General features: G+C 39.3%; 18 protein-coding genes. 3 read left to right on the plus strand and 15 right to left on the minus strand.

What is annotated here, in order from left to right; translation table 11 throughout:
* Positions 1–33: 33 nt before the first annotated feature.
* Both BN999_RS15300 and BN999_RS15305 read left to right on the plus strand, forming a co-directional pair.
* Complete coding sequence (locus BN999_RS15300) at positions 34–1,047, plus strand: DUF3231 family protein (protein WP_096272738.1); 1,014 nt, start codon at positions 34–36, stop codon at positions 1,045–1,047.
* Positions 1,048–1,111: 64 nt separating this feature from the next.
* Positions 1,112–1,552: a hypothetical protein gene (locus BN999_RS15305; RefSeq protein WP_096273203.1), complete on the plus strand. Its 441-nt coding sequence runs from the start codon at positions 1,112–1,114 to the stop codon at positions 1,550–1,552.
* 75 nt (positions 1,553–1,627) lie between these two features.
* On the opposite strand, the gene prmC is transcribed toward BN999_RS15305, so the two are convergent.
* Both prmC and prfA read right to left on the minus strand, forming a co-directional pair.
* Entirely contained in the window at positions 1,628–2,482 is an 855-nt protein-coding gene (prmC, locus tag BN999_RS15310) for a peptide chain release factor N(5)-glutamine methyltransferase (RefSeq protein WP_096272740.1), read from the minus strand.
* A gap of 1 nt (position 2,483) precedes the next feature.
* A complete protein-coding gene (prfA, locus tag BN999_RS15315) occupies positions 2,484–3,554 on the minus strand; it encodes a peptide chain release factor 1 (RefSeq protein WP_096272742.1) in 1,071 nt (356 codons plus the stop codon).
* 118 nt (positions 3,555–3,672) lie between these two features.
* On the opposite strand from prfA, the gene BN999_RS20340 reads away from it, so the two are divergent.
* Positions 3,673–4,119: a hypothetical protein gene (locus BN999_RS20340; protein WP_141249079.1), complete on the plus strand. Its 447-nt coding sequence runs from the start codon at positions 3,673–3,675 to the stop codon at positions 4,117–4,119.
* A 14-nt stretch (positions 4,120–4,133) separates the two neighbouring features.
* Here the strand turns inward: BN999_RS20340 and BN999_RS15325 are convergent, their stop codons facing one another.
* The 13 genes from BN999_RS15325 to meaB all read right to left on the minus strand — a co-directional run bounded on the left by BN999_RS15325 (position 4,134) and on the right by meaB (position 20,689).
* On the minus strand, positions 4,134–4,754 hold the full coding sequence (locus BN999_RS15325; protein ID WP_096272746.1) for a thymidine kinase: 621 nt from the start codon (positions 4,752–4,754) through the stop codon (positions 4,134–4,136).
* 201 nt (positions 4,755–4,955) lie between these two features.
* Positions 4,956–5,201 (minus strand): type B 50S ribosomal protein L31, encoded by a 246-nt coding sequence (locus BN999_RS15330; protein WP_026907736.1) that lies wholly within the window; start codon positions 5,199–5,201, stop codon positions 4,956–4,958.
* Between the two features lie 328 nt (positions 5,202–5,529).
* Positions 5,530–6,810 carry a transcription termination factor Rho gene (rho, locus tag BN999_RS15335; RefSeq protein WP_096272748.1) on the minus strand — a complete coding sequence of 427 codons (1,281 nt, stop codon included), beginning with the start codon at positions 6,808–6,810 and terminating at the stop codon, positions 5,530–5,532.
* A 496-nt stretch (positions 6,811–7,306) separates the two neighbouring features.
* A complete protein-coding gene (glpX, locus tag BN999_RS15340; protein ID WP_096272750.1) occupies positions 7,307–8,278 on the minus strand; it encodes a class II fructose-bisphosphatase in 972 nt (323 codons plus the stop codon).
* Positions 8,279–8,564: 286 nt separating this feature from the next.
* Positions 8,565–9,851, minus strand: a complete 1,287-nt coding sequence (locus tag BN999_RS15345; RefSeq protein ID WP_096272751.1) for a UDP-N-acetylglucosamine 1-carboxyvinyltransferase — start codon at positions 9,849–9,851, stop codon at positions 8,565–8,567.
* Positions 9,852–10,078: 227 nt separating this feature from the next.
* Positions 10,079–10,726 (minus strand): fructose-6-phosphate aldolase, encoded by a 648-nt coding sequence (gene fsa, locus BN999_RS15350; RefSeq protein WP_096272753.1) that lies wholly within the window; start codon positions 10,724–10,726, stop codon positions 10,079–10,081.
* Positions 10,727–10,838: 112 nt separating this feature from the next.
* Positions 10,839–11,693: a class II fructose-1,6-bisphosphate aldolase gene (fba, locus tag BN999_RS15355; protein WP_096272755.1), complete on the minus strand. Its 855-nt coding sequence runs from the start codon at positions 11,691–11,693 to the stop codon at positions 10,839–10,841.
* A gap of 123 nt (positions 11,694–11,816) precedes the next feature.
* Positions 11,817–12,179: a response regulator gene (locus tag BN999_RS15360; protein ID WP_096272757.1), complete on the minus strand. Its 363-nt coding sequence runs from the start codon at positions 12,177–12,179 to the stop codon at positions 11,817–11,819.
* 245 nt (positions 12,180–12,424) lie between these two features.
* Positions 12,425–14,035 (minus strand): CTP synthase, encoded by a 1,611-nt coding sequence (locus BN999_RS15365; protein WP_096272759.1) that lies wholly within the window; start codon positions 14,033–14,035, stop codon positions 12,425–12,427.
* Between the two features lie 562 nt (positions 14,036–14,597).
* Entirely contained in the window at positions 14,598–15,146 is a 549-nt protein-coding gene (gene rpoE, locus BN999_RS15370) for a DNA-directed RNA polymerase subunit delta (RefSeq protein ID WP_096272761.1), read from the minus strand.
* 504 nt (positions 15,147–15,650) lie between these two features.
* Entirely contained in the window at positions 15,651–18,896 is a 3,246-nt protein-coding gene (gene icmF, locus BN999_RS15375; protein WP_096272763.1) for a fused isobutyryl-CoA mutase/GTPase IcmF, read from the minus strand.
* Between the two features lie 232 nt (positions 18,897–19,128).
* On the minus strand, positions 19,129–19,752 hold the full coding sequence (locus BN999_RS15380) for a TetR/AcrR family transcriptional regulator (protein ID WP_096272765.1): 624 nt from the start codon (positions 19,750–19,752) through the stop codon (positions 19,129–19,131).
* Between the two features lie 4 nt (positions 19,753–19,756).
* On the minus strand, positions 19,757–20,689 hold the full coding sequence (gene meaB, locus BN999_RS15385; RefSeq protein ID WP_096272767.1) for a methylmalonyl Co-A mutase-associated GTPase MeaB: 933 nt from the start codon (positions 20,687–20,689) through the stop codon (positions 19,757–19,759).
* Positions 20,690–20,703: the final 14 nt, after the last annotated feature.

The following is a 20,703-nucleotide window of genomic DNA, read 5'->3' on the forward strand; positions in this document are numbered from 1 at the left end:
ATATTAATATTATCAATTATTGGGAGGATTAATATGCAAGAGAATCATAGCACAAGGCTAACTTCCTCTGAAATTTCAGCCATTTGGAGTAGCTATCAAAACAACTCTCTTTCTATTTGTATGTTGAAATATTTCTTGGCCAATGTGGATGATGCAGATATCAAATCCGTAGTACAGAATGCACTTATTACTTCAGAGCAAAATCTCAATATCAGTAAAGATATTCTACTAAACGGTAATCAGCCAGAACCAGTTGGCTTTACGGATGAAGATGTAAGTCCAACAGCTTCTCGCCTATATTCGGATACATTTTATTTATATTACCTTGAAAATATGGCGAAGATCGGATTATCTGTTTATGGTGTTGCTCTATGCACTGCAGCAAACACAAAGGTTCGTGATTTTCTAAGTCAGGCAATACAAAAGTCAACAGAACTATATAATAAAGTTGCTGAAGTATTACTAGCTAAGGGATTATATGTGAGACCACCTTATGTTTCCACTTCTAAAACGGTAGATTTTATCGATAACAAAAAATATCTAGGTGGATTAATGGATTTAAACAACAATAATAGACCATTAAATGTTATTGAAATTACTCATATTGAAGCCAATTTAAAGACTAATTCAGTTGGAGCAACACTATTAACCGGCTTCGCACAGGCCGCAAAATCTAAAAAAGTACGTAATTATTGCACGACTGGTAAGGAAATAGCAAAAAAACATGTCCAAGTTTTTACGACCATGTTAACAAATGATGACTTACCATCACCAATGCCATGGGATATGGAGATAAGTGATTCAACCGTTGCACCATTTTCAGATAAATTAATGATGTATCACACAACTACACTTATTACATCTGGTTTATCTAACTATACGACTGCTTCAGCTGCAAGTTTTAGAACCGATCTCCAAGCATCTTATGTTCGCTTAACTGCTGAAATTACTCAATACGCAAAAGATGGTATAAACATTTTGATTAAAAATAAATGGCTTGAGCAACCTCCACAAATCCCCGACCATAAAAAACTAGCAAAAGAGTAATATTTTCTAGAGTTAGTCCAAGAAAGGATTGGTGTTAATTCATGTGATAAACAGTAAATTAGAGATGTTATTGTGGTCAATTGCTTTACCGGGTCTTGGACAGCTTTTAAACAAAAAATACATAATAGGTATCGTGCTACTCCTATTAGAAATAACTGTAAATATTCAGTCTAATTTAAATGAAGTAATCGTCTTAAGCTTTCAAGGGGATATTAGTACCGCTGTAGAAAAAACTAATTATCAATGGCTTATGTTCTATCCTTGTTTATATTTTTTTGCGATGTGGGATGCATTTAAGGACGCAAAAGGGGAAACACCAGACTTCTCTTTTCTCCCCTTTATTTTTTCTGCATTTTTTATGACCGTTGGGGTTATATATTCATCAAAAATAGAATTGTTAGGGGTTTTACTTGGCCCAGTGTTTTTACCATTACTGTCTATTATTCCAGGATTGTTGGTAGGTTTTTTATTAATTAAAATAATTAAGCATTCTACAGCAACATGAAGAAACACACTCCTTACAATCGGAGTGTGTTTCTTTCTTAGGAGAAATTATTCTGAAAGTCGTAAAGGATACACATTACTTTAAGTTATCAGCAAACACAATCCGGTCTCTTCCGTTGATATCCTTTAAAATAGAGACGTCACTTTCCGGAAATGTTTCCAGTATTAGTGCTTTTACAGCCCCGCCCTGTAGATGACCAATTTCAAATGCCACAGTTCCTCCTGAGATAATAGCATCTGGAAGTTGGCTGATTATTTTCTTATAAGCAGCTAGTCCGTTATCGTCGGCAAATAGGGCTAGTTCTGGATCATGGTTCACCACGGTATCCGTTAGTTCAGGTCTTTCTTCTTCAGATATATATGGTGGATTAGATACAACAATATCCGCTTTTAGACTTTGAGCCAAGAAAGGAGCAAGAAAATCTCCTTGTAAAAACGTCACATTTGCATGAAATTTTTCCGCATTGCTTTTAGCTGTCTCCAGAGCTTTTTCTGAAATATCAATAGCATAGACGGTTGCATTCGGTAATTCTAGTGCTAGCGTTATCGCAATAATTCCACTGCCTGTCCCTATATCAACAATAGTTAATGGCTCCTGTTTGGTAGCATGATTCATCACTCGCTGAACCAGTTCCTCTGTTTCTGGACGTGGTATTAAAACATGTGGATTAACGGAAAATTTTCTTCCGTAAAATTCTTCATAGCCCATTAAATGCTGGACAGGCACTCCCGTTTCCACATGATTTTCAATATCCATGCGAAATTTTTCCGCTATCTCCTCTGGTACATCCTCTCGCATTTGTGCAAAAAATTCTGTCCTCGACACATCTAAATGATGCTGGAGAAGGAGGTCAGCCACTTTTGGTTCTCGATTATTTTTTTCTAAAAAAAGAGAAGCCCATTGTAGGACTTCATATTGTTTTTGACCCATGTTATTCACCAATTTGTTCTAATTTATTTGCTTGCTCTTCCATAATCAACGCATCAATTACTTCATTTAGCTTACCTTCTAGAATTTGATCTAGCTTTTGAATAGTAAGGCCGATACGGTGATCGGTAACACGGTTTTGCGGGAAATTGTACGTTCTAATACGCTCAGAACGGTCTCCAGTACCGACTGCAGATTTACGAACTTCATCGTATTCAGCCTGTGCTTCCTGTTGGAATTTATCATAAACACGGGCACGAAGAATTTTCATTGCTTTTTCTTTGTTCTTGATTTGTGATTTCTCATCCTGCATAGAAACAACAATACCCGTTGGTAAATGTGTCAAACGAACAGCGGACATTGTAGTGTTTACACTTTGCCCACCTGGTCCACTGGATGCAAATAAATCCACACGAATATCCTTATCGTGAAGTTCAACTTCAACCTCTTCTGCTTCCGGTAGTACGGCAACAGTTGCAGTGGATGTATGAATACGGCCACCTGATTCCGTTTCCGGTACACGCTGTACGCGGTGAGCACCATTTTCATATTTCAGTTTGGAATAAGCTCCATTACCTTTTACCATGAAAATAATTTCCTTATAACCACCGGTACCAGTCGTATGGGCATCCATTACTTCTGTCTTCCAACCTTGGCTCTCGACAAAGCGAGTATACATGCGGTATAGGTCACCAGCAAATAATGCTGCCTCATCTCCACCAGCAGCCCCACGAATCTCAACAAATACATCTTTATCGTCATTTGGATCTTTTGGTAAAAGAAGAATCTTCATTTTCTCTTCTAATTCTTCTTTAGCTTTACTTAGCTCGGAAATCTCAGACTTAACCATTTCCTGCATTTCCTTATCCAAATCATCCTCAAGCATTTCTTTCGCATCTTTCAGCTGCTCCGACACATCTTTATACTCACGATAAGCCTGCACAACATCCTCAAGACCAGACTGCTCCTTGGAATACTCACGCAATTTATTCGTATCACTAATAACTTCCGGATCACTTAATAATTCATTCAATTTATTATAACGATCTTCTAACGTTTGTAATCGTTCTAACATCACGTTCACCTCACTCAGATTAACATTCTAATTATAGTATACAGAAAGGATGAGGTCAAAATTCTTTTTTGGATTTGGGATTATTAGGGTTGGGGAGTGCCGCTTTGGGCTGGAGCTTGTGACTTTATTTGCTTATCTTGTGACCAATTTTACTCACCATGTGACCAATGGCATTATACATGCGACCGAAAACGCAGACCATGTAACCAACTCTGCTCTTCATGTGACCTTGCGTATCATGCATGCGACCAAGTTCACATACCTTGCGACCGAAAACGCAGACCATGTAACCAACTCTGCTCTTCATGTGACCTTGCGTATCATGCATGCGACCAAGTTCGAATATCTTGGGCCTGAGAACACAGACCATGTGACCGATAATGATCACCTTGTGACCAGAAGCACGGTGCTTGCGACCAAATTCACACAACTTACGACCGAGAACAGAAACCATGTGACCGACTCTGCTCATCTTGTGACCAAGAACACTATACATGTGACCAAATCCACCAATAATGTGCCCGCCCAAATCAGTTCACATACAAAAAATGAGCATCCTCAATAAGGATGCTCTCAAAACTATTTGCTAACGTTCATCAACTTTCTCATCCCTATGCTTGTTGGGCGGTTTGGGACTTCGTGATGGTGGCGGCATCTTGGTTCGTAGGATTCGGATGCGCCAACCATGATGATTGGGTCGTTGTATGATGCTGGTTGTCCATTGATTAGGCGTTGTGTGCGGCTTGCGGGAGATCCGCAGATTGGACAAATGGCATTTAGTTTAGTTACGGATTCGGCAAGGGCCATTAATTCTGGCATTGGTCCGAATGGTTCACCGCGGAAATCGCGGTCTAGTCCTGCAGCAATTACACGAATGCCACGGTCTGCTAGTTGCTCTGCAACTGTGATGATGTCTTCATCGAAGAATTGGGCTTCATCAATCCCAACTATCTCCACATTAGTTTGAAGGTTTTCAAAGATTTCTGAGGATGAGCTTACTGGTGTTGCCATGATGGATGTCCCATTGTGAGATACAACTGCTACATCGTCATAACGATTATCAATTGCTGGTTTGAATACTTGAATCTTTTGGTTTGCATAGGTTGCTCTTCGTACTCTTCGAATAAGTTCTTCGGATTTACCTGAAAACATGCTGCCACAGATTACTTCTAGCCAGCCACTCTCTTTCATAACATACATGTTTTGGGATCTCCCTTCGTTTCTACTAGGTTTTTATAGGTATTAGCACATGTATAAGTTCACTTTTAATGATTAGTATGTGTATTAGTTAAATAAAAAACAGGCAAAGCATAGTTGATTTGCCTGTTTCCTATCGGCATGAGTAAACTCACCCAAAAATTGTATTATTTGGTCATTCACTAGGAAGTGAATTTGCCATTCTTATTTCAAATTATATTTCTTCTTGAAGCGATCCACACGTCCACCAACAGTGTCAGCTTTTTGTTTACCAGTGTAGAATGGATGAGATTCTGAACTAATTTCAACACGAATTAATGGGTATGTGTTACCATCTTCCCACTCAATTGTTTCGTTTGAAGATTTAGTTGATCCGCTTAAGAATTTGAAGTCAGAACTTGTATCAAGAAATACAACTTTTTTGTATTCTGGATGGATTCCTTCTTTCATGTCTTTCACTCCTTCTGCCCTGAATCCTTTGGAAACAGAGTTATTTTAGAGGTTGTTCAAAGCGTCCGGTAAAAATGACTCTCGCATTTCTTCGTTGGCTTGATTTTCCGGTCCTCATGTACCTTTCGAGTACATTCCGGTCCTCAAATCTACGCCGCCTCGAACTGCTCGGTCCTTTTTATCCTCCTATTTGAACACTCATTTTAAGAGCCGCGTTAGGTATAAACCTTTTCTAAACTCACTAAAAAATTATAACAATATGCGACTCTGTTTGCAATAGCTTATTAAAATATTTCGTCTCTGAAATGTATTACTTTTATTAGTTTGCTTATTTCCCTGTTCGTTTACGCTGCATTTCCTCTTCTATTTTTTGTAAAAATAGATCATTGCTTTCAGATGCTTTTAGTTTTCTAAGGAATCGTTCTAAGAAATCAGGAGAATCCTGCATAGTCTTACGAATTGCCCACATTTTATCTAGTTGGCCCTTATTCACTAGTAGCTCTTCTTTACGAGTTCCAGAGCGTAAGATATCAATCGCAGGGAAAATCCTACGGTTCGCAAGGTTGCGGTCTAGGTGTAATTCCATGTTACCTGTACCTTTGAATTCTTCGTAGATTACATCATCCATACGTGAACCGGTGTCAACTAGTGCCGTTGCTAAGATAGTGAAACTTCCACCTTCTTCAATATTACGCGCGGCACCGAAGAAACGTTTTGGACGGTGAAATGCTGCTGGGTCAATACCACCAGAAAGTGTACGTCCACTTGGAGGTATAACAAGGTTATAGGCACGGGCAAGTCGTGTAATACTGTCCATTAACACGATAACATCACGTTTGTGTTCTACTAAACGCATAGCACGTTCAAGAACAAGTTCAGATACTTTAATATGGTTCTCTGGTACTTCATCAAATGTAGAGCTTACCACGTCAACGTCTGGGCTAACAGAACGTTCAATGTCTGTTACCTCCTCTGGACGCTCGTCTACTAATAGTATGATTAATTTTGCTTCTGGATGATTGACGGTAATACTATTTGCAATCTCTTTAAGAAGCATCGTTTTACCAGCTTTTGGTGGGGCAACGATTAAACCACGTTGACCAAAGCCTACTGGTGCCATTAAGTCCATAATTCTAGTGGATAGCTTGTTTGATTTTGTTTCGAGCTTCATTAAGCGATCTGGGTATAATGCTGTTAGGGCTGGGAAGTGTACTCTTTCTTTTGATGAGTCTGGGTCTTCACCGTTTACCGCATCAACATGCAACAAACCGTAATAACGTTCGTTTTCTTTCGGAGGTCGTACTTTACCAGATACTTTATCCCCATTACGTAAATCGAATCTACGTATTTGAGATGCTGAAATATAAATATCTTCTGCACTTGGAGAATAGTTAATCGGTCTTAAGAAACCAAATCCTTCTGAAGGGATAATCTCTAATACCCCATCCATGAATAAAAAGCCATCTTTTTCTGCTTGAGCTTTTAAGATTGAAAAAATAAGTTCTTTCTTCGTTAATTTCGCATAATAAGATACCTTATACTCTCTTGCTAATGCGTAAATTTCTTTTAGATTTAGTTCTTGAAGCTTACTTAATGTTAGTTCTGCCATTTAAATATCACGCCTATTCCATATACATATTTACTATTTTGATAGAAACACAAATGATTATGTAACATTTATAAGTTCTTTTATTTACTGGGTACTTAAATTATCTTGATAAGGCTTATCTGATTATAGATTGAATTTTGCTTCTTAGATGTGAAACTGTGAAGAAGGGAAGAAAATAATTAGAAGCTAGAATAGAAGTTTTCGGGTCTCCTCATTTGTCTCTGAGACACCATTAGAATTTTTCTTTTTATCTTGTATATTAACCAAACAACACCTATCTTAAACATTTACAATATTAAACGTTTTAACAGGATTATTCAATAGTTTTTTTGCTTTAAGGAATTTGTACTTTTTTATATAGAGGTTCATGTAGGAAAGTACTTGAGCCAAGTATTCATGCTACTTCTGGCTACAATAGATTTTTGCTTTCATTCTAAAGCTATGCAAATTAGAGAAATTGGAAAACATTGGCATGGTACCAATGTTTTCCAATTTGTTATTCAGGCTGCATAACTAAGTTTGGTTTTTTCTTTAAGCTATGTTCTCCGTCGATAAAGCGAACTGTTCCACTTTTAGCTCGCATGACGACCGTTTGTGTTTTTGCCTTTGATCCTTTGAACTGGACCCCTTTTAATAATTCTCCATCTGTAACTCCAGTTGCAGCAAAGATGGCATCATCCCCACTACAAAAGTCATCCATATAGAAAACTTTATTTATATCGCTTATGCCCATTTTGTGACAACGTGCAATTTCCTCATCATTAGATGGTACAAGTTGCCCTTGCATCTCACCGCCTAAGCATTTTAATGCCATCGCAGCGATAACGCCTTCTGGTGCACCACCGATTCCCATAAATAAATCAATACCAGTATCGTCAAATGCAGTATTAATGGCAGCTGCTACATCACCATCTTGAATTAAACGGATTCTTGCTCCTGCGGCTCTAATTTCATCGATTATTTTCTGGTGACGAGGACGATCGAGTAATATGACAACCAGGTCTTCGATATCTTTGTTTTTTGCTTTTGCAACCGCTTTTAAATTATCTATGGTTGGTGCATTGATATCAATTTGGCCAACTGCTTCTCGTCCAACTGCAATTTTTTTCATATACATATCGGGTGCATGCAACACTTTTCCATGATCACCGATTGCGATAACGGTTAAAGCGTTGGTTGTACCGCTGGCAACGATGTTTGTTCCTTCTAATGGGTCAACTGCTATGTCAACTAGTGGGCCTGTTCCAGTGCCTAGTTTTTCTCCGATATATAGCATTGGGGCTTCATCCATTTCGCCTTCTCCAATGACTACGGTTCCTCTCATCGGAATGGTATCGAATACGTCGCGCATTGCTGTGGTTGCAGCATCGTCTGCTTCTTCTTTTTTTCCTCTTCCCATCCAGCGTGCGGATGCTAGTGCTGCTGCTTCGGTTACGCGTACGATTTCCATTGTTAAGCTTCTTTCCATGTTCCCCATCTCCTTTAAGTAAATAAAGCCTCATCCCAAGAAGGTTTATATACTTAAAAGGTGTTAATTATGTGGGAGTTCCTGGCCGGGTCCGCGGCCCGAATACACTTCGCTTTCCATGGGGTGTGCGGTGAGCCTCCTCAGAGCTAAAGCTCTTGCGGGGTCTCACCCTGCCCACTATCCCCATAGGAGTCTTCGTGTATTCGGGCCGCTCAGTGGTAAAATCATAAACCATTTAAATTAAATTAAGTTAATACCACTTTAAAGCAAATCGCTATAAAGACCCTTACGAATTTTGATATTGTAATATTTCTGTTTCTGTCATGTCTTCTCGCCATACGTTTGCGCCGAGGGAGTTTAGTTTTTCTGTTAGGTTTTCGTATCCTCGGTCGATGTGGTCGAGTCCGGTTATTTCGGTTATTCCGTTTGCCATTAGTCCTGCGATGACGAGTGCTGCTCCGGCTCTTAGGTCGCTTGCTTTGACTCGTGCTCCTTGTAGTTGTACTGGTCCTGATACGATGACAGAACCGCCTTCTACTTTGATAATGGCATTCATTCTTCTTAGCTCATCAATATGCTTGAGCCTTGCAGAATAGATGGTATCGGTTACGACTCCGGTATTGTGTGCCTTTGTCAGTAGGCTTGTAAATGGTTGTTGTAAATCCGTTGGAAAACCAGGATATACTAATGTTTTAATGTCTACGCTTTTAAGTGGTTTCTTGGCTGCAATATATAGTTGGTCGTCTGAATCTTCTACGGTGACACCCATTTCACGTAGTTTCGCTAATAGTGATTCTAAATGTTGTGGAATCACATTATCAATGATTACTTCATTTCCAGCGGCTGCGGCTGCGATGGCATAGGTACCTGCTTCAATTCGGTCTGGTATAATGGTATGTCTACAACCATGTAGAGTTGGTACTCCTTCGATACGGATGACATCCGTACCAACGCCCTTAATTTTAGCACCCATATTGGTTAATAATGTTGCCACATCAATTATCTCTGGCTCTTTCGCTGCATTTTCAATGATGGTTTTTCCTTTTGCCTTAACAGCGGCAAGCATTATATTAATGGTGGCACCCACACTAACCACATCTAAATAGATTCTGGCACCTCTTAGTTCGTTTGCTCGAAGGTAAATCGCACCTTGTTCATTAGTTACTTCTGCACCTAACGCTTCAAATCCTTTGATATGTTGATCAATAGGACGAGGACCTAAAAAGCATCCTCCAGGTAAGCCAATAACTGCTTTGTTAAATTTCCCTAGCATAGCACCCATGAAATAATAGGATGCTCTAAGTTTTTTAACTTTACCATTTGGTAATGGCATGGATATCATGTGTTCCGGATCGATATGAATCGTTTGTCCATCCCACGCAACTTTTCCGCCAATTTCTTCTAATAAATCACTTAATGTATATACATCCGAAATTTCTGGCAGTCCTTCAATTGTAACTTCCGAATCAGCTAAAATGGCAGCTGGAAGGAGAGCTACTGCTGAATTCTTAGCTCCACTGATGCGTACCTTTCCATTTAAGACATGACCGCCCTCAACTATCATCTTTTGCACGTCAAAAACCCCGCTTTATGAGGTAAGGATGTTAGAAGATTTGTCCCCTTTTACATCCTCCACATTATTTAAATATTCCAGCCTATTTATTACCCAGTTCTTCATCTCTTCAAACATAGTGCTAAAGTAAATTCTCATTTAGCATTCATTCGATGATTTGAATACTATGCCGTTCTAAAAATCACTGGAATCTCTAGTCAACCTTAGTTTGGTCTACTAGGTCAATTTTATTGATTAACTTTAGCCCAATCTGCAAGAAACTTTTCAATTCCTTGATCTGTTAAAGGATGTTTCACAAGTTGCGCTAATACGTTATATGGTACGGTCGCAATATGCGCACCGTTTAGTGCTGCGTCTGTTACATGCATCGGGTGTCTAACACTTGCAGCGATAATTTCTGTTTCAATTCCGTGGCGATTAAAGATTTCCGCAATCGTTGCAACTAATTGCATTCCATCATGACCAATATCATCTAAACGGCCAAGGAATGGTGAAACATATGTAGCTCCTGCTCTAGCAGCTAATAGTGCTTGGTTCGGATTAAAAATAAGTGTCACATTGGTTTTAATTCCTTTGTCACTAAATGCTTTTACTGCTTTTAACCCTTCAAGAGTCATTGGTACTTTGATTGTAATATTTGGCGCAATAGCAGCTAGCTCGAGTCCTTCTTTAATCATTCCTTCTGCATCTTCTGCAATAACTTCTGCACTAACAGATCCTTCTGTTACTTCTGCAGTGATCTCTTTCAGACGATCAACGAATGATACACCTTCTTTTGCTACTAGGCTAGGATTGGTTGTTACTCCTGCTAGTACACCCAGCTTGTTAGCTGAACGAATTTCTTCAATATTTGCTGTGTCGATAAAAAATTTCATGTTGGATTTTCCTCCCCTATTTTACAGGAATAGCCCTGTCTATAAGACCTTCTACATATATAATATATACGTAGTTCGACCAAATGGATAGGGCGTATTCCTAAAAAAATTATTAAGCTTGATTAGAAGAACCAAATTCACGCATTTTACCAATTACAGTTTGCTTAATTGCTTCTGTACCTGGTCCTAAGTATTTACGAGGGTCGTACACTTCTGTTTTCTCGTTTAATACTTGGCGAATAGCTTTTGTTTGAGCCATTTGGTTTTCTGTATTTACGTTAATTTTCGCTGTACCTAATGAAACTGCTTTTTGAATATCTTTCGTTGGAATTCCAGTACCACCATGTAGTACTAATGGAACTTGAGTAAGGTTTAGAATTTCTTCCATTTCCTTAAATCCTAAGTTCGGTTCACCTTGGTATGGTCCATGAACAGAACCTAATGCTGGTGCAAGGCAATCAATACCTGCTTCTTTCACAAGACGTACACATTCCCCAGGATCTGCATAGTTGATTCCACCGATAACACCGTCTTCTTCTCCACCTACAGTACCAACTTCAGCCTCAACAGATACCCCATGGATATGTGCTAATTCTACAACCTTTTGAGTAGTTGCAATGTTTTCTTCGATTGGTGAGTGAGAAGCATCAATCATAACAGAAGTGAATCCTGCATGAATTGCTTGGGCACATTTTTCAAAGCTTGAACCATGGTCTAAATGGATAGCAACTGGCACAGTAGTACCGTACTCTTCCATTAATGATTTAACCATTGCCACAACTACTTTGAAGCCACCCATATATTTTCCAGCACCTTCAGAAACCCCTAGGATTACAGGAGATTTTTCTGCTTCAGCTGCTTGCAAAATCGCTTGTATGTACTCCAAATTATTTATATTGAACTGTCCAACTGCATAGCCATTGTCTTTCGCCTTATTTAACATGTCTTTCATTGATACTAATGGCATTTAATGTCCTCCTTCGTGATAGACCAAAATCCATCTTTTTCTTCACTTCAGTATAAGAATACCAAAGTCAAAGACATGCGTGCAAGGTTATCGAGTCAAAGTACCTATTTAAAAAAATTCCAACTAATCTGCCAGTATCTCTTTTACATAGTCTCTAACCGCAAGAACGTCAAAAGGCTTGGACAATACTTTTACGACACTTGTTAATTCATATGTATGATCTTTAAAGTTTTCTGTTAAACCACTCATAATAATAGTAGGAATATGGTTACCTTCTTTTTCTAATTGTTTCACCACTTCAATACCATCCATCATAGGCAGCTTATAATCTATCATCATTAAATCCATCTTATGTTTGGTAATCATTTCTAATGCTTCTTTTCCGTTTTGGGCAGTATGGACTTGAAATCCTTCACTTCCCAATAAATCTTCTAGTAAAAGCCGGATTCCAATTTCGTCATCAACTATTAATATTTTTCTCTTCACCTTGACAACATCCCCCTTTTTTATTAATTATTCGATATAAAGCACGCTTTTTCCTTCTTTTTAGCGAACGCTACTTATGGAAATTTATGGTTTAATCAAAATAGCTGTTTCTATATCGACAATTACTAATACCCCATTGTCCTACTTGATAAACGTTAAGTTGAATATAACAAAAAAATCGCGAATTGTATCACACTTGGATACAATTCGCGACTAATGCCCTATGATAATAAATCCAGATTTGGTTATTTCTGGTTATTTTGCTCTACTGCTGCCCCAACGAAACCTTTGAATAGGCTTTGTGGTCTGGTTGGGCGTGATTTAAATTCTGGATGGAATTGACATGCTACAAACCATGGATGATCTTGAATTTCAATGGTTTCTACTAAGCGACCATCTGGGCTTGTTCCTGAGAAAATAAATCCTTTTGCTTCCATTTCCTCGCGGTACTCGTTATTAAATTCATAACGATGACGGTGACGTTCTTCTACCATTTCTGCACCATCATAAGCAGCTTTTGTCTTAGTACCTTCTTTTAGTTTACATGGATATAGACCAAGACGAAGTGTTCCACCTAAATCTTCAACATCCTTTTGTTCTGGAAGTAAATCGATAATTGGGTGTGTTGTATTTGGGTTAATCTCTGCTGAATGTGCATCTTTATATCCTAATACATTACGAGCAAATTCAACTGTAGCTAACTGCATTCCTAAGCAAATGCCGAAGAACGGAATGTTATTTTCACGGGCATAACGAATGGCTTCAATTTTCCCTTCGATACCACGGTCTCCAAATCCACCAGGTACGATGACACCATCGACTTGGGATAATTTTTCACGGATTGTGCCAACATCCATTTTCTCTGAATTAATCCAATGAACATTTACATCCGCATCAAATGCAAAGCCTGCATGTTTTAGTGATTCCACAACAGAAATATACGCATCTTGTAGTTCAACATATTTCCCAACTAAGCCAATATTTACAGTCTTAGATAAGTTGGATACACGATCCACAAGTTCTTTCCATTCTGTCATATCAGCTCCGCCCACTTCTAATTCAAAGTGATCACAGATTATTTGGTCTAAGTGTTGTTCTTGTAATGAAAGTGGGATTTCATAAAGGTTAGCCGCATCTTGCATTTCAATTACTGCTTCTTCACGAATATCACAGAATAGAGCAATTTTATCTTTCATGTCTTGGCTAATTTCATGTTCTGTACGTAGTACTACTGCATCTGGTTGGATACCTAATGAGCGTAATTCTTTAACACTATGTTGTGTTGGTTTAGTTTTCAGTTCACCAGCTGCCTTGATAAATGGAACTAAAGTACAGTGGATGTACATAACATTCTTCTTACCAATATCACTTTTCACTTGACGAATTGCTTCTAGGAAAGGTAGTGATTCAATATCCCCTACAGTTCCACCTATTTCAGTAATAACAACATCTGCATGGGTTGCTTCACTTGCTCGGAAAACTTGATCCTTTATTTCATTGGTTATGTGTGGGATAACTTGAACCGTTCCACCTAAGTAATCACCACGACGTTCTTTACGAATGACGTTGGAGTATACTTTTCCAGTTGTGATATTGCTATATTTATTTAAATTTTCATCGATAAATCGTTCGTAATGCCCTAGGTCTAGGTCCGTTTCTGCCCCGTCGTCCGTTACGAATACTTCTCCGTGTTGGTATGGGCTCATGGTACCTGGGTCTACGTTTATATATGGGTCAAATTTTTGGATGGTTACTTTTAGTCCTCTGTTTTTAAGTAATCTTCCTATTGATGCTGCTGTTATTCCTTTTCCTAGTGATGACACAACGCCACCTGTGACGAAAATGTATTTTGCCACCATTATCCCTCTTTCTGTGTATGAATTAATAAAATATAGAATAAGTACGACCACTGTTTGGGTTTAGTTTGTGCTTAATTTCTTTTTAGAATCGTATAAATTAAAACTTCACAGTGGTTTTAAAATCTTGTTGGTACTTTCTGGCCTTAGATACAAAGATTTTCACTTCGGCCATACCCGTGCCCCGAATACACTTCGCTTTCCGCGGGCGGCTGGTGAGCCTCCTCAGAGCTATCGCTCTTGCGGGGTCTCACCGATGCCTATCCTCCCGCAGGAGTCTCCGTGTATTCGGGGCACTCAGTGCTAAGAATAAATGATTACTCTTTATTCACGTTAGTCTAGCTATGAATGAAAAAACAACAAATGATTCATTCCAAACCAAAACATTATTACTAACTAGAAAATGGATACTTCATTTCTACCGCTAGGGTATTGATTCCCGTTATGGGCTTGTGTAAAACACAAAAAGCGCCCCCCTTTTTAAGGGAAACGCTTTGGATAAATAATTTTAAAGAGCCCAATACATATTGTACAAACCTGTTGTTTAAAAGTCAAGGTTGTTTTATTTTTCGTCTTCGTCTAGGTCTTCGTCTTCTTCAATTTCGTTAAGGTCTTCTAGTTCATCTTCAACCTCATCGTCGTCATCGTCATCGAATTCATCGAAATCTTCGTCTTCTAGGTCGAAGTCTTCATCGTCTTCGTCTTCGTCAATGTCGTCGAAATCATCATCATCTAGATCATCATCTAGGTCAAGATCTAAATCATCATCTTCTAAGTCTAGATCGTCATCATCCAGTTTCTTTTTGGATTTTTTCTTTTTCTTCTTCGGTTCGTTGTGGATATCTTCATCCATTTGTTCGAATGGATACCAGCGTTTCAAGCCCCACATGTTAGCACCAAGTGTAATGAATCTTCCATCTACATTTAAATCTGTGTAGAATTGTGCTAGTAGGTCACTTTTTTGTTGTTCAGAATAGCCTTTTAGTTCAGCAATTTTATTATAGATATCTCTAAAGTCCATTGCTTTTGTTTCAACTAATAGTATTTCTTTTGCCAATTCTAACATTGACATTCTTTCAATTTCCTCGCGGCTAAGATTATCCAAGCTCACAATACCGCACTCCCTTTTCGTTAATATACAGTTTCTATTAGAAATGAATCCTATAGGGTAGGATAACTCTTGCTAGTATAACTATGTATGTATTGTTTTTAAAGCTATGATACATTATAAACAAAATATGATGTAATTATCAAATTTATTTTCTTTGTTTTTTAAATGTGTGTAGGATATGACAAATTAAGCTTAAATTCTACAACTTTTGTATAGTTTTTTCTATCCAGTCCGCGGCCCGAATACACTTCGCTTTCCGCGGGCGGCTGGTGAGCCTCGGGCCAACAGGATGTTGGTCACAAAGGCGTTGCCACAGGACGTGGCGTTCTTAGCCTTTGAACCCCTATTTAGTCTTGTGGGGTCTCACCGATGCCTTTCCTCCCGCAGGAGTCTTCGTGTATTCGGGCCGCTCACTGCTACAATTATATTTTTTTCCTCTTTAATGGAAATCTAACAGTATAAAATCAAAGATTTAATAAAATTTATAAAACTACTCGAACTAAATCACATATTCCTTCTATACTGTCCTCCAACCTCGTATAGGGCGGTTGTGATTTGGCCTAGGCTGGCTACTTTTACGGTTTCCATTAATTCTTCGAAGACGTTTCCTCCCGATGCTGCTACTTCTTTTAGACGTTTTAGGGCTGGTTCAGCTTGGTCTTGGTGTTTAGCTTGGAATTTCTTTAGTTCTTGGATTTGATGTTCTTTTTCTTCGGTTGTTGCCCGCGCTAACTCCATTGAGTCAATTTCCTCTTCTGATGGTGGGTTTGGATTCAGGTATGTGTTTACCCCAACAATCGGTAGTTCTCCTGAATGTTTTTTCCCTTCATAATAGAGGGATTCCTCTTGGATTTTACCACGTTGGTATTGACGTTCCATCGCTCCAAGTACACCACCACGATCATTGATGCGTTCAAACTCTTGTAGTACCGCTTCTTCTACCAAATCTGTCAGCTCATCGACAATAAACGATCCTTGTAGGGAGTTCTCATTTTTCGTTAGGCCAAATTCACGATTGATAATCATTTGAATGGCCATTGCACGTCTAACAGATTCTTCTGTTGGTGTCGTAATCGCTTCATCATATGCATTGGTATGGAGTGAGTTGGTATTATCTTGAATAGCGATTAACGCTTGTAATGTGGTACGAATATCGTTAAAATCAATTTCCTGTGCATGTAAGGAACGACCAGAAGTTTGAATGTGATACTTCAATTTCTGACTTCGCTCATTGGCACCATATTTATCACGCATCGTTATCGCCCAAATACGACGTGCTACCCGGCCAATAACGGTATATTCTGGGTCCAGTCCATTGGAGAAGAAGAATGATAAATTCGGTGCAAATTTGTTAATATCCATGCCGCGACTTAGATAATACTCTACATAGGTAAATCCATTCGCTAGCGTGAAGGCAAGTTGTGTAATTGGATTTGCTCCAGCTTCTGCAATATGATAGCCAGAAATGGATACCGAATAATAGTTTCGTACGTTTTTATCAATAAAGTATTCTTGTATATCACCCATCATACGTAGCGCGAATTCTGTAGAGAAAATACAAGTGTTTTGTCCTTGGTCCTCTTTTAGAATATCTGCTTGAACCGTTCCGCGTACTACGGATAAGGTGTCCGCTTTAATCTTTTCGTATTCTACCTCAAAAGGTTTACGACCATTTTCCTGTTCAAACTTTTCTACTTGTTGATCAATTGCCGTATTGAAATACATCGCTAAAATAATTGGAGCTGGTCCGTTAATTGTCATGGAAACAGATGTTAATGGATTGATTAAGTCAAAGCCTTTGTAAAGCTTTTTCATATCATCAAGGGTACATACATTAACACCACTCTCTCCAACTTTTCCGTATATATCCGGACGGTATGCTGGATCTTCCCCGTATAATGTCACAGAGTCAAAGGCTGTTGAAAGACGCTTCGCATCATCATTTTTAGACAGATAGTGAAAACGGCGATTGGTCCTTTCTGGTGTTCCTTCTCCCGCAAATTGACGAGTTGGGTCTTCCCCTTTTCGTTTGAACGGGAAGACGCCAGCAGTAAACGGAAATGCTCCCGGAACGTTTTCCTTTAGCTGCCAAAGGAGTCTTTCTCCCCAGTCCATGTATTTCGGAAATGCAACTTTAGGAATCTTTAAGCCTGCAAGAGACTCTGATGTTAGTTCCATCTTAATTTCTTTGTCTCGTACCTGGAATGTCATCGTATCGCCCGAATAGCTTTCTTTGGTCGTATCCCATGATTCTAATAATTTCTTAGCATTTGGATGAAGTTTCGCTTCATAGGTGGTATAGGTTGACCTCAAGGAGTCTTTCACCATATCATCTTCAACCAGTTCAAGTGCACCTTGTAATTGATACATTTTTCTAGCAATAACACTTTGTTCTGTTGCAGTTTTATGATAGTTTCGGACATGGCTAGCGATTTCACGTAGATAGTGACGGCGTTCGTTTGTGATGATTAGGTTTTGTTTTTCTGAGATGGTAAAACGGTCAAATTCAACCTTTTCATCCCAGCCATACTTCTCATTTAGTTTATCAACTATTGCAGCAAATAAGGCATTCGTTCCTGTATCATTAAATTGACTTGCAATGGTTCCAAACACAGGGAATGTCTTCTTATCTTGGTGGAACAGCATATGGCTGCGCTCGTATTGTTTTCTAACTTGGTTCAAGGCATCCTCTGAGCCTTTTTGTTCGAACTTATTGATGACAATAAAGTCAGCAAAATCAATCATATCTATCTTCTCAAGCTGTGTCGGCGCACCGAATTCAGATGTCATTACATACATAGAAAGGTCGGTGATGTCCGTTATCGCCGCATCCCCTTGGCCGATTCCACTCGTTTCCACCACAATAAAATCAAACCCGGAAGCACGAACCACTTGAATAACATCATTAATCGCTTTCGATAACTCACTTCTTGAATCTCTTGTTGCAAGTGAGCGCATGTAGACACGATTAGTAAAAATGGCATTCATCCGGATTCTATCACCAAGAAGTGCCCCACCTGTCTTCCGCTTCGTAGGATCAATGGAGATGATGGCTACTTTTTTATCTTGTACTTCATTCATGAAACGACGAATTAGTTCATCAGTTAAGGAACTTTTTCCTGCCCCACCAGTACCGGTGATTCCAAGTACCGGAATTTCGGCATCCGCAATTTTGCTAACTGCTTCTAATACCTTCTGTTTCTCTTCTTCCTGAATCTCTTCATTCTCCACATAGGTAATCATTCTAGCAATTGCCTGGCGATCTCCACTTTGCAGCTTTTCCAATTGTATTTCCAAATCAAATGGTGGTAGAAAATCGCATTCTTCTAACATGAAATTGATCATACCTTGGAGGCCATGTTCACGACCATCATCTGGTGAAAAAATACGGGTTACACCATATTGGTGCAGTTCTTTAATTTCGCGTGGGATGATAACACCGCCACCGCCTCCAAATACTTTGATATGGTCAGCGTTTAATTCTTTTAAGAGGTCTATCATGTATTTAAAATACTCCACATGTCCACCTTGGTAAGATGAGATGGCTATTCCTTGTACATCCTCTTGTATCGCGGCATGGACTACTTCTTCAACAGAGCGATTGTGGCCTAGGTGGATTACTTCTGCTCCGCTTGCTTGTAGGATTCGGCGCATGATGTTGATGGAAGCGTCATGGCCATCAAAAAGACTTGATGCGGTAACAAAGCGAACTGGGTGCTTTGTTTTGTATGGTGTGACTTGTTGTACCATTTTTTAAAACCTCCAATTTTTTTATCTATTGCATAAACTAGCTGTTTAATCTTGCCCGCAGCCCGTATACACTCCGCTTTCCGTGGGCGGCTGATGAGCCTCCTCGCGCTATCGCACTGCGGGGTCTCACCGATGCCTTTCCTCCCACAGGAGTCTCCGTGTATACGGGCTGCTCAGAGGATAAAACTAGTTAAATCCCTTTAAAATAGGCCAATTAATAAAAAGCAGCAATTTATTTTAAGTAACTTATTCCTAATGCCGAGAAGGCGAATTGTAGTTGTTTTTGGATGTATTGTTCTAGGGTGAATTCTTTTTGTAGCATCCATCTTCGGAATCCCCACATATGCCCTTGGATCATGATGTTGTTGGCTAGTAGTGTGATGTCTTGTTTGGGTAAGGCATTTGGGAGTGAGGCTGTGATTGCTTTTTCTAGCATGGTTGCCATTTCTCTTTCTTTTTGGAGAATGGCGCTTCTTGTTTCTTTACTTAGGGATTTGACTTCTTGATACAGGATTAAAATCTCTTCCTGCATTTCATCCATGAGATGGAAAAAGGATGTAATCACATTGCCTAAGTTTTCTGTTGATGCTTGATTTCGCTCCACTACTACCTCAAGACGCTTCTTCACTTCTCCATGGATAGAATCACAAACTAGGTATAATACATCTTCTTTGGTACGGATATATTCATAAAGGGTGCCAATGCTGAATCCTGATTCCTTGGCAATTTCCCTTGTTGTTGTTCGATGAAATCCTTTTTCTTTAAACAATGTTAAGGCGCCTTTAATCATTTGATCTCGCCTTTTCCTTATTAACTCTTCATCTTTTACAGAAGATAGAACTTTATTGTCCTTCATCCTTCTATCTCCCTTCCCTTTTCCATTTCTCATACCAATCACTTGCTTGTTTATATGGATCTACGTTTTCTTGGTCAAAAGCTAAATCCGGTTGATTCTGAATGAACTGATGGACATCACGCCATATCTCTTCACGGATCAATTCCAACACTTCTAGTTTATCTTGCTTATGGCGCCGCTTTTTTCCTTCTGTCGTACTATACAAGAACTGATGGTGTTCGTTGATTTTCTGCCAGAGTTCATCAATTCCTTTATTTTCCGTTGTGATAGTTTTCACGATGGCTGTTTCATGTTGGTCGGTACTGGTTATATGCACGAGTTCTCTCAGCATCGCTCTTAACTTCCCAACACCATGTAAATCAGCTTTATTGATAACGTATAAATCTGCAATCTCCATGATTCCAGCTTTAAATATTTGCAGTACATCACCACTATTCGGAGTTAGTACGACTGCTGTGGTGTCCACGATTTTCATGATATCTAGTTCTGATTGTCCGACTCCGACAGTTTCAACTATAATGACGTCAAAGCCATAGGCATCACAAATCCGAACTGCGTCTTTCGTTGCTCGTGCTAAGCCCCCTAGACTTCCCCGGGTTGCCATACTACGAATATAAACACCGTCATCCGTGAAATGCTCATTCATTCGAACACGGTCACCAAGAAGTGCTCCACCACTAAATGGACTAGTAGGGTCAACGGCAATCACCGCTACCGTCTTCCCCTCTGTCCGGATATGGGATATCAACCGGTTTACAAGCGAACTCTTACCGGCACCAGGGGAACCAGTTAGTCCAATAAACATGCCATTCTTTCGAATAGAATAAGCATCCTGCATGATTTGTAATTTATCTTCATGGTCATTTTCTACAAGCGTAATTGCCCTCGCTAAGGCACGTACATCCTTATTGGCAATTCGCTCCACTAACTGGTGCATCCCTTTTGACTCCC

This window comes from Paucisalibacillus globulus (genome assembly GCF_900184735.1).
GTDB lineage: Bacteria > Bacillota > Bacilli > Bacillales > Amphibacillaceae > Ornithinibacillus > Ornithinibacillus globulus_B.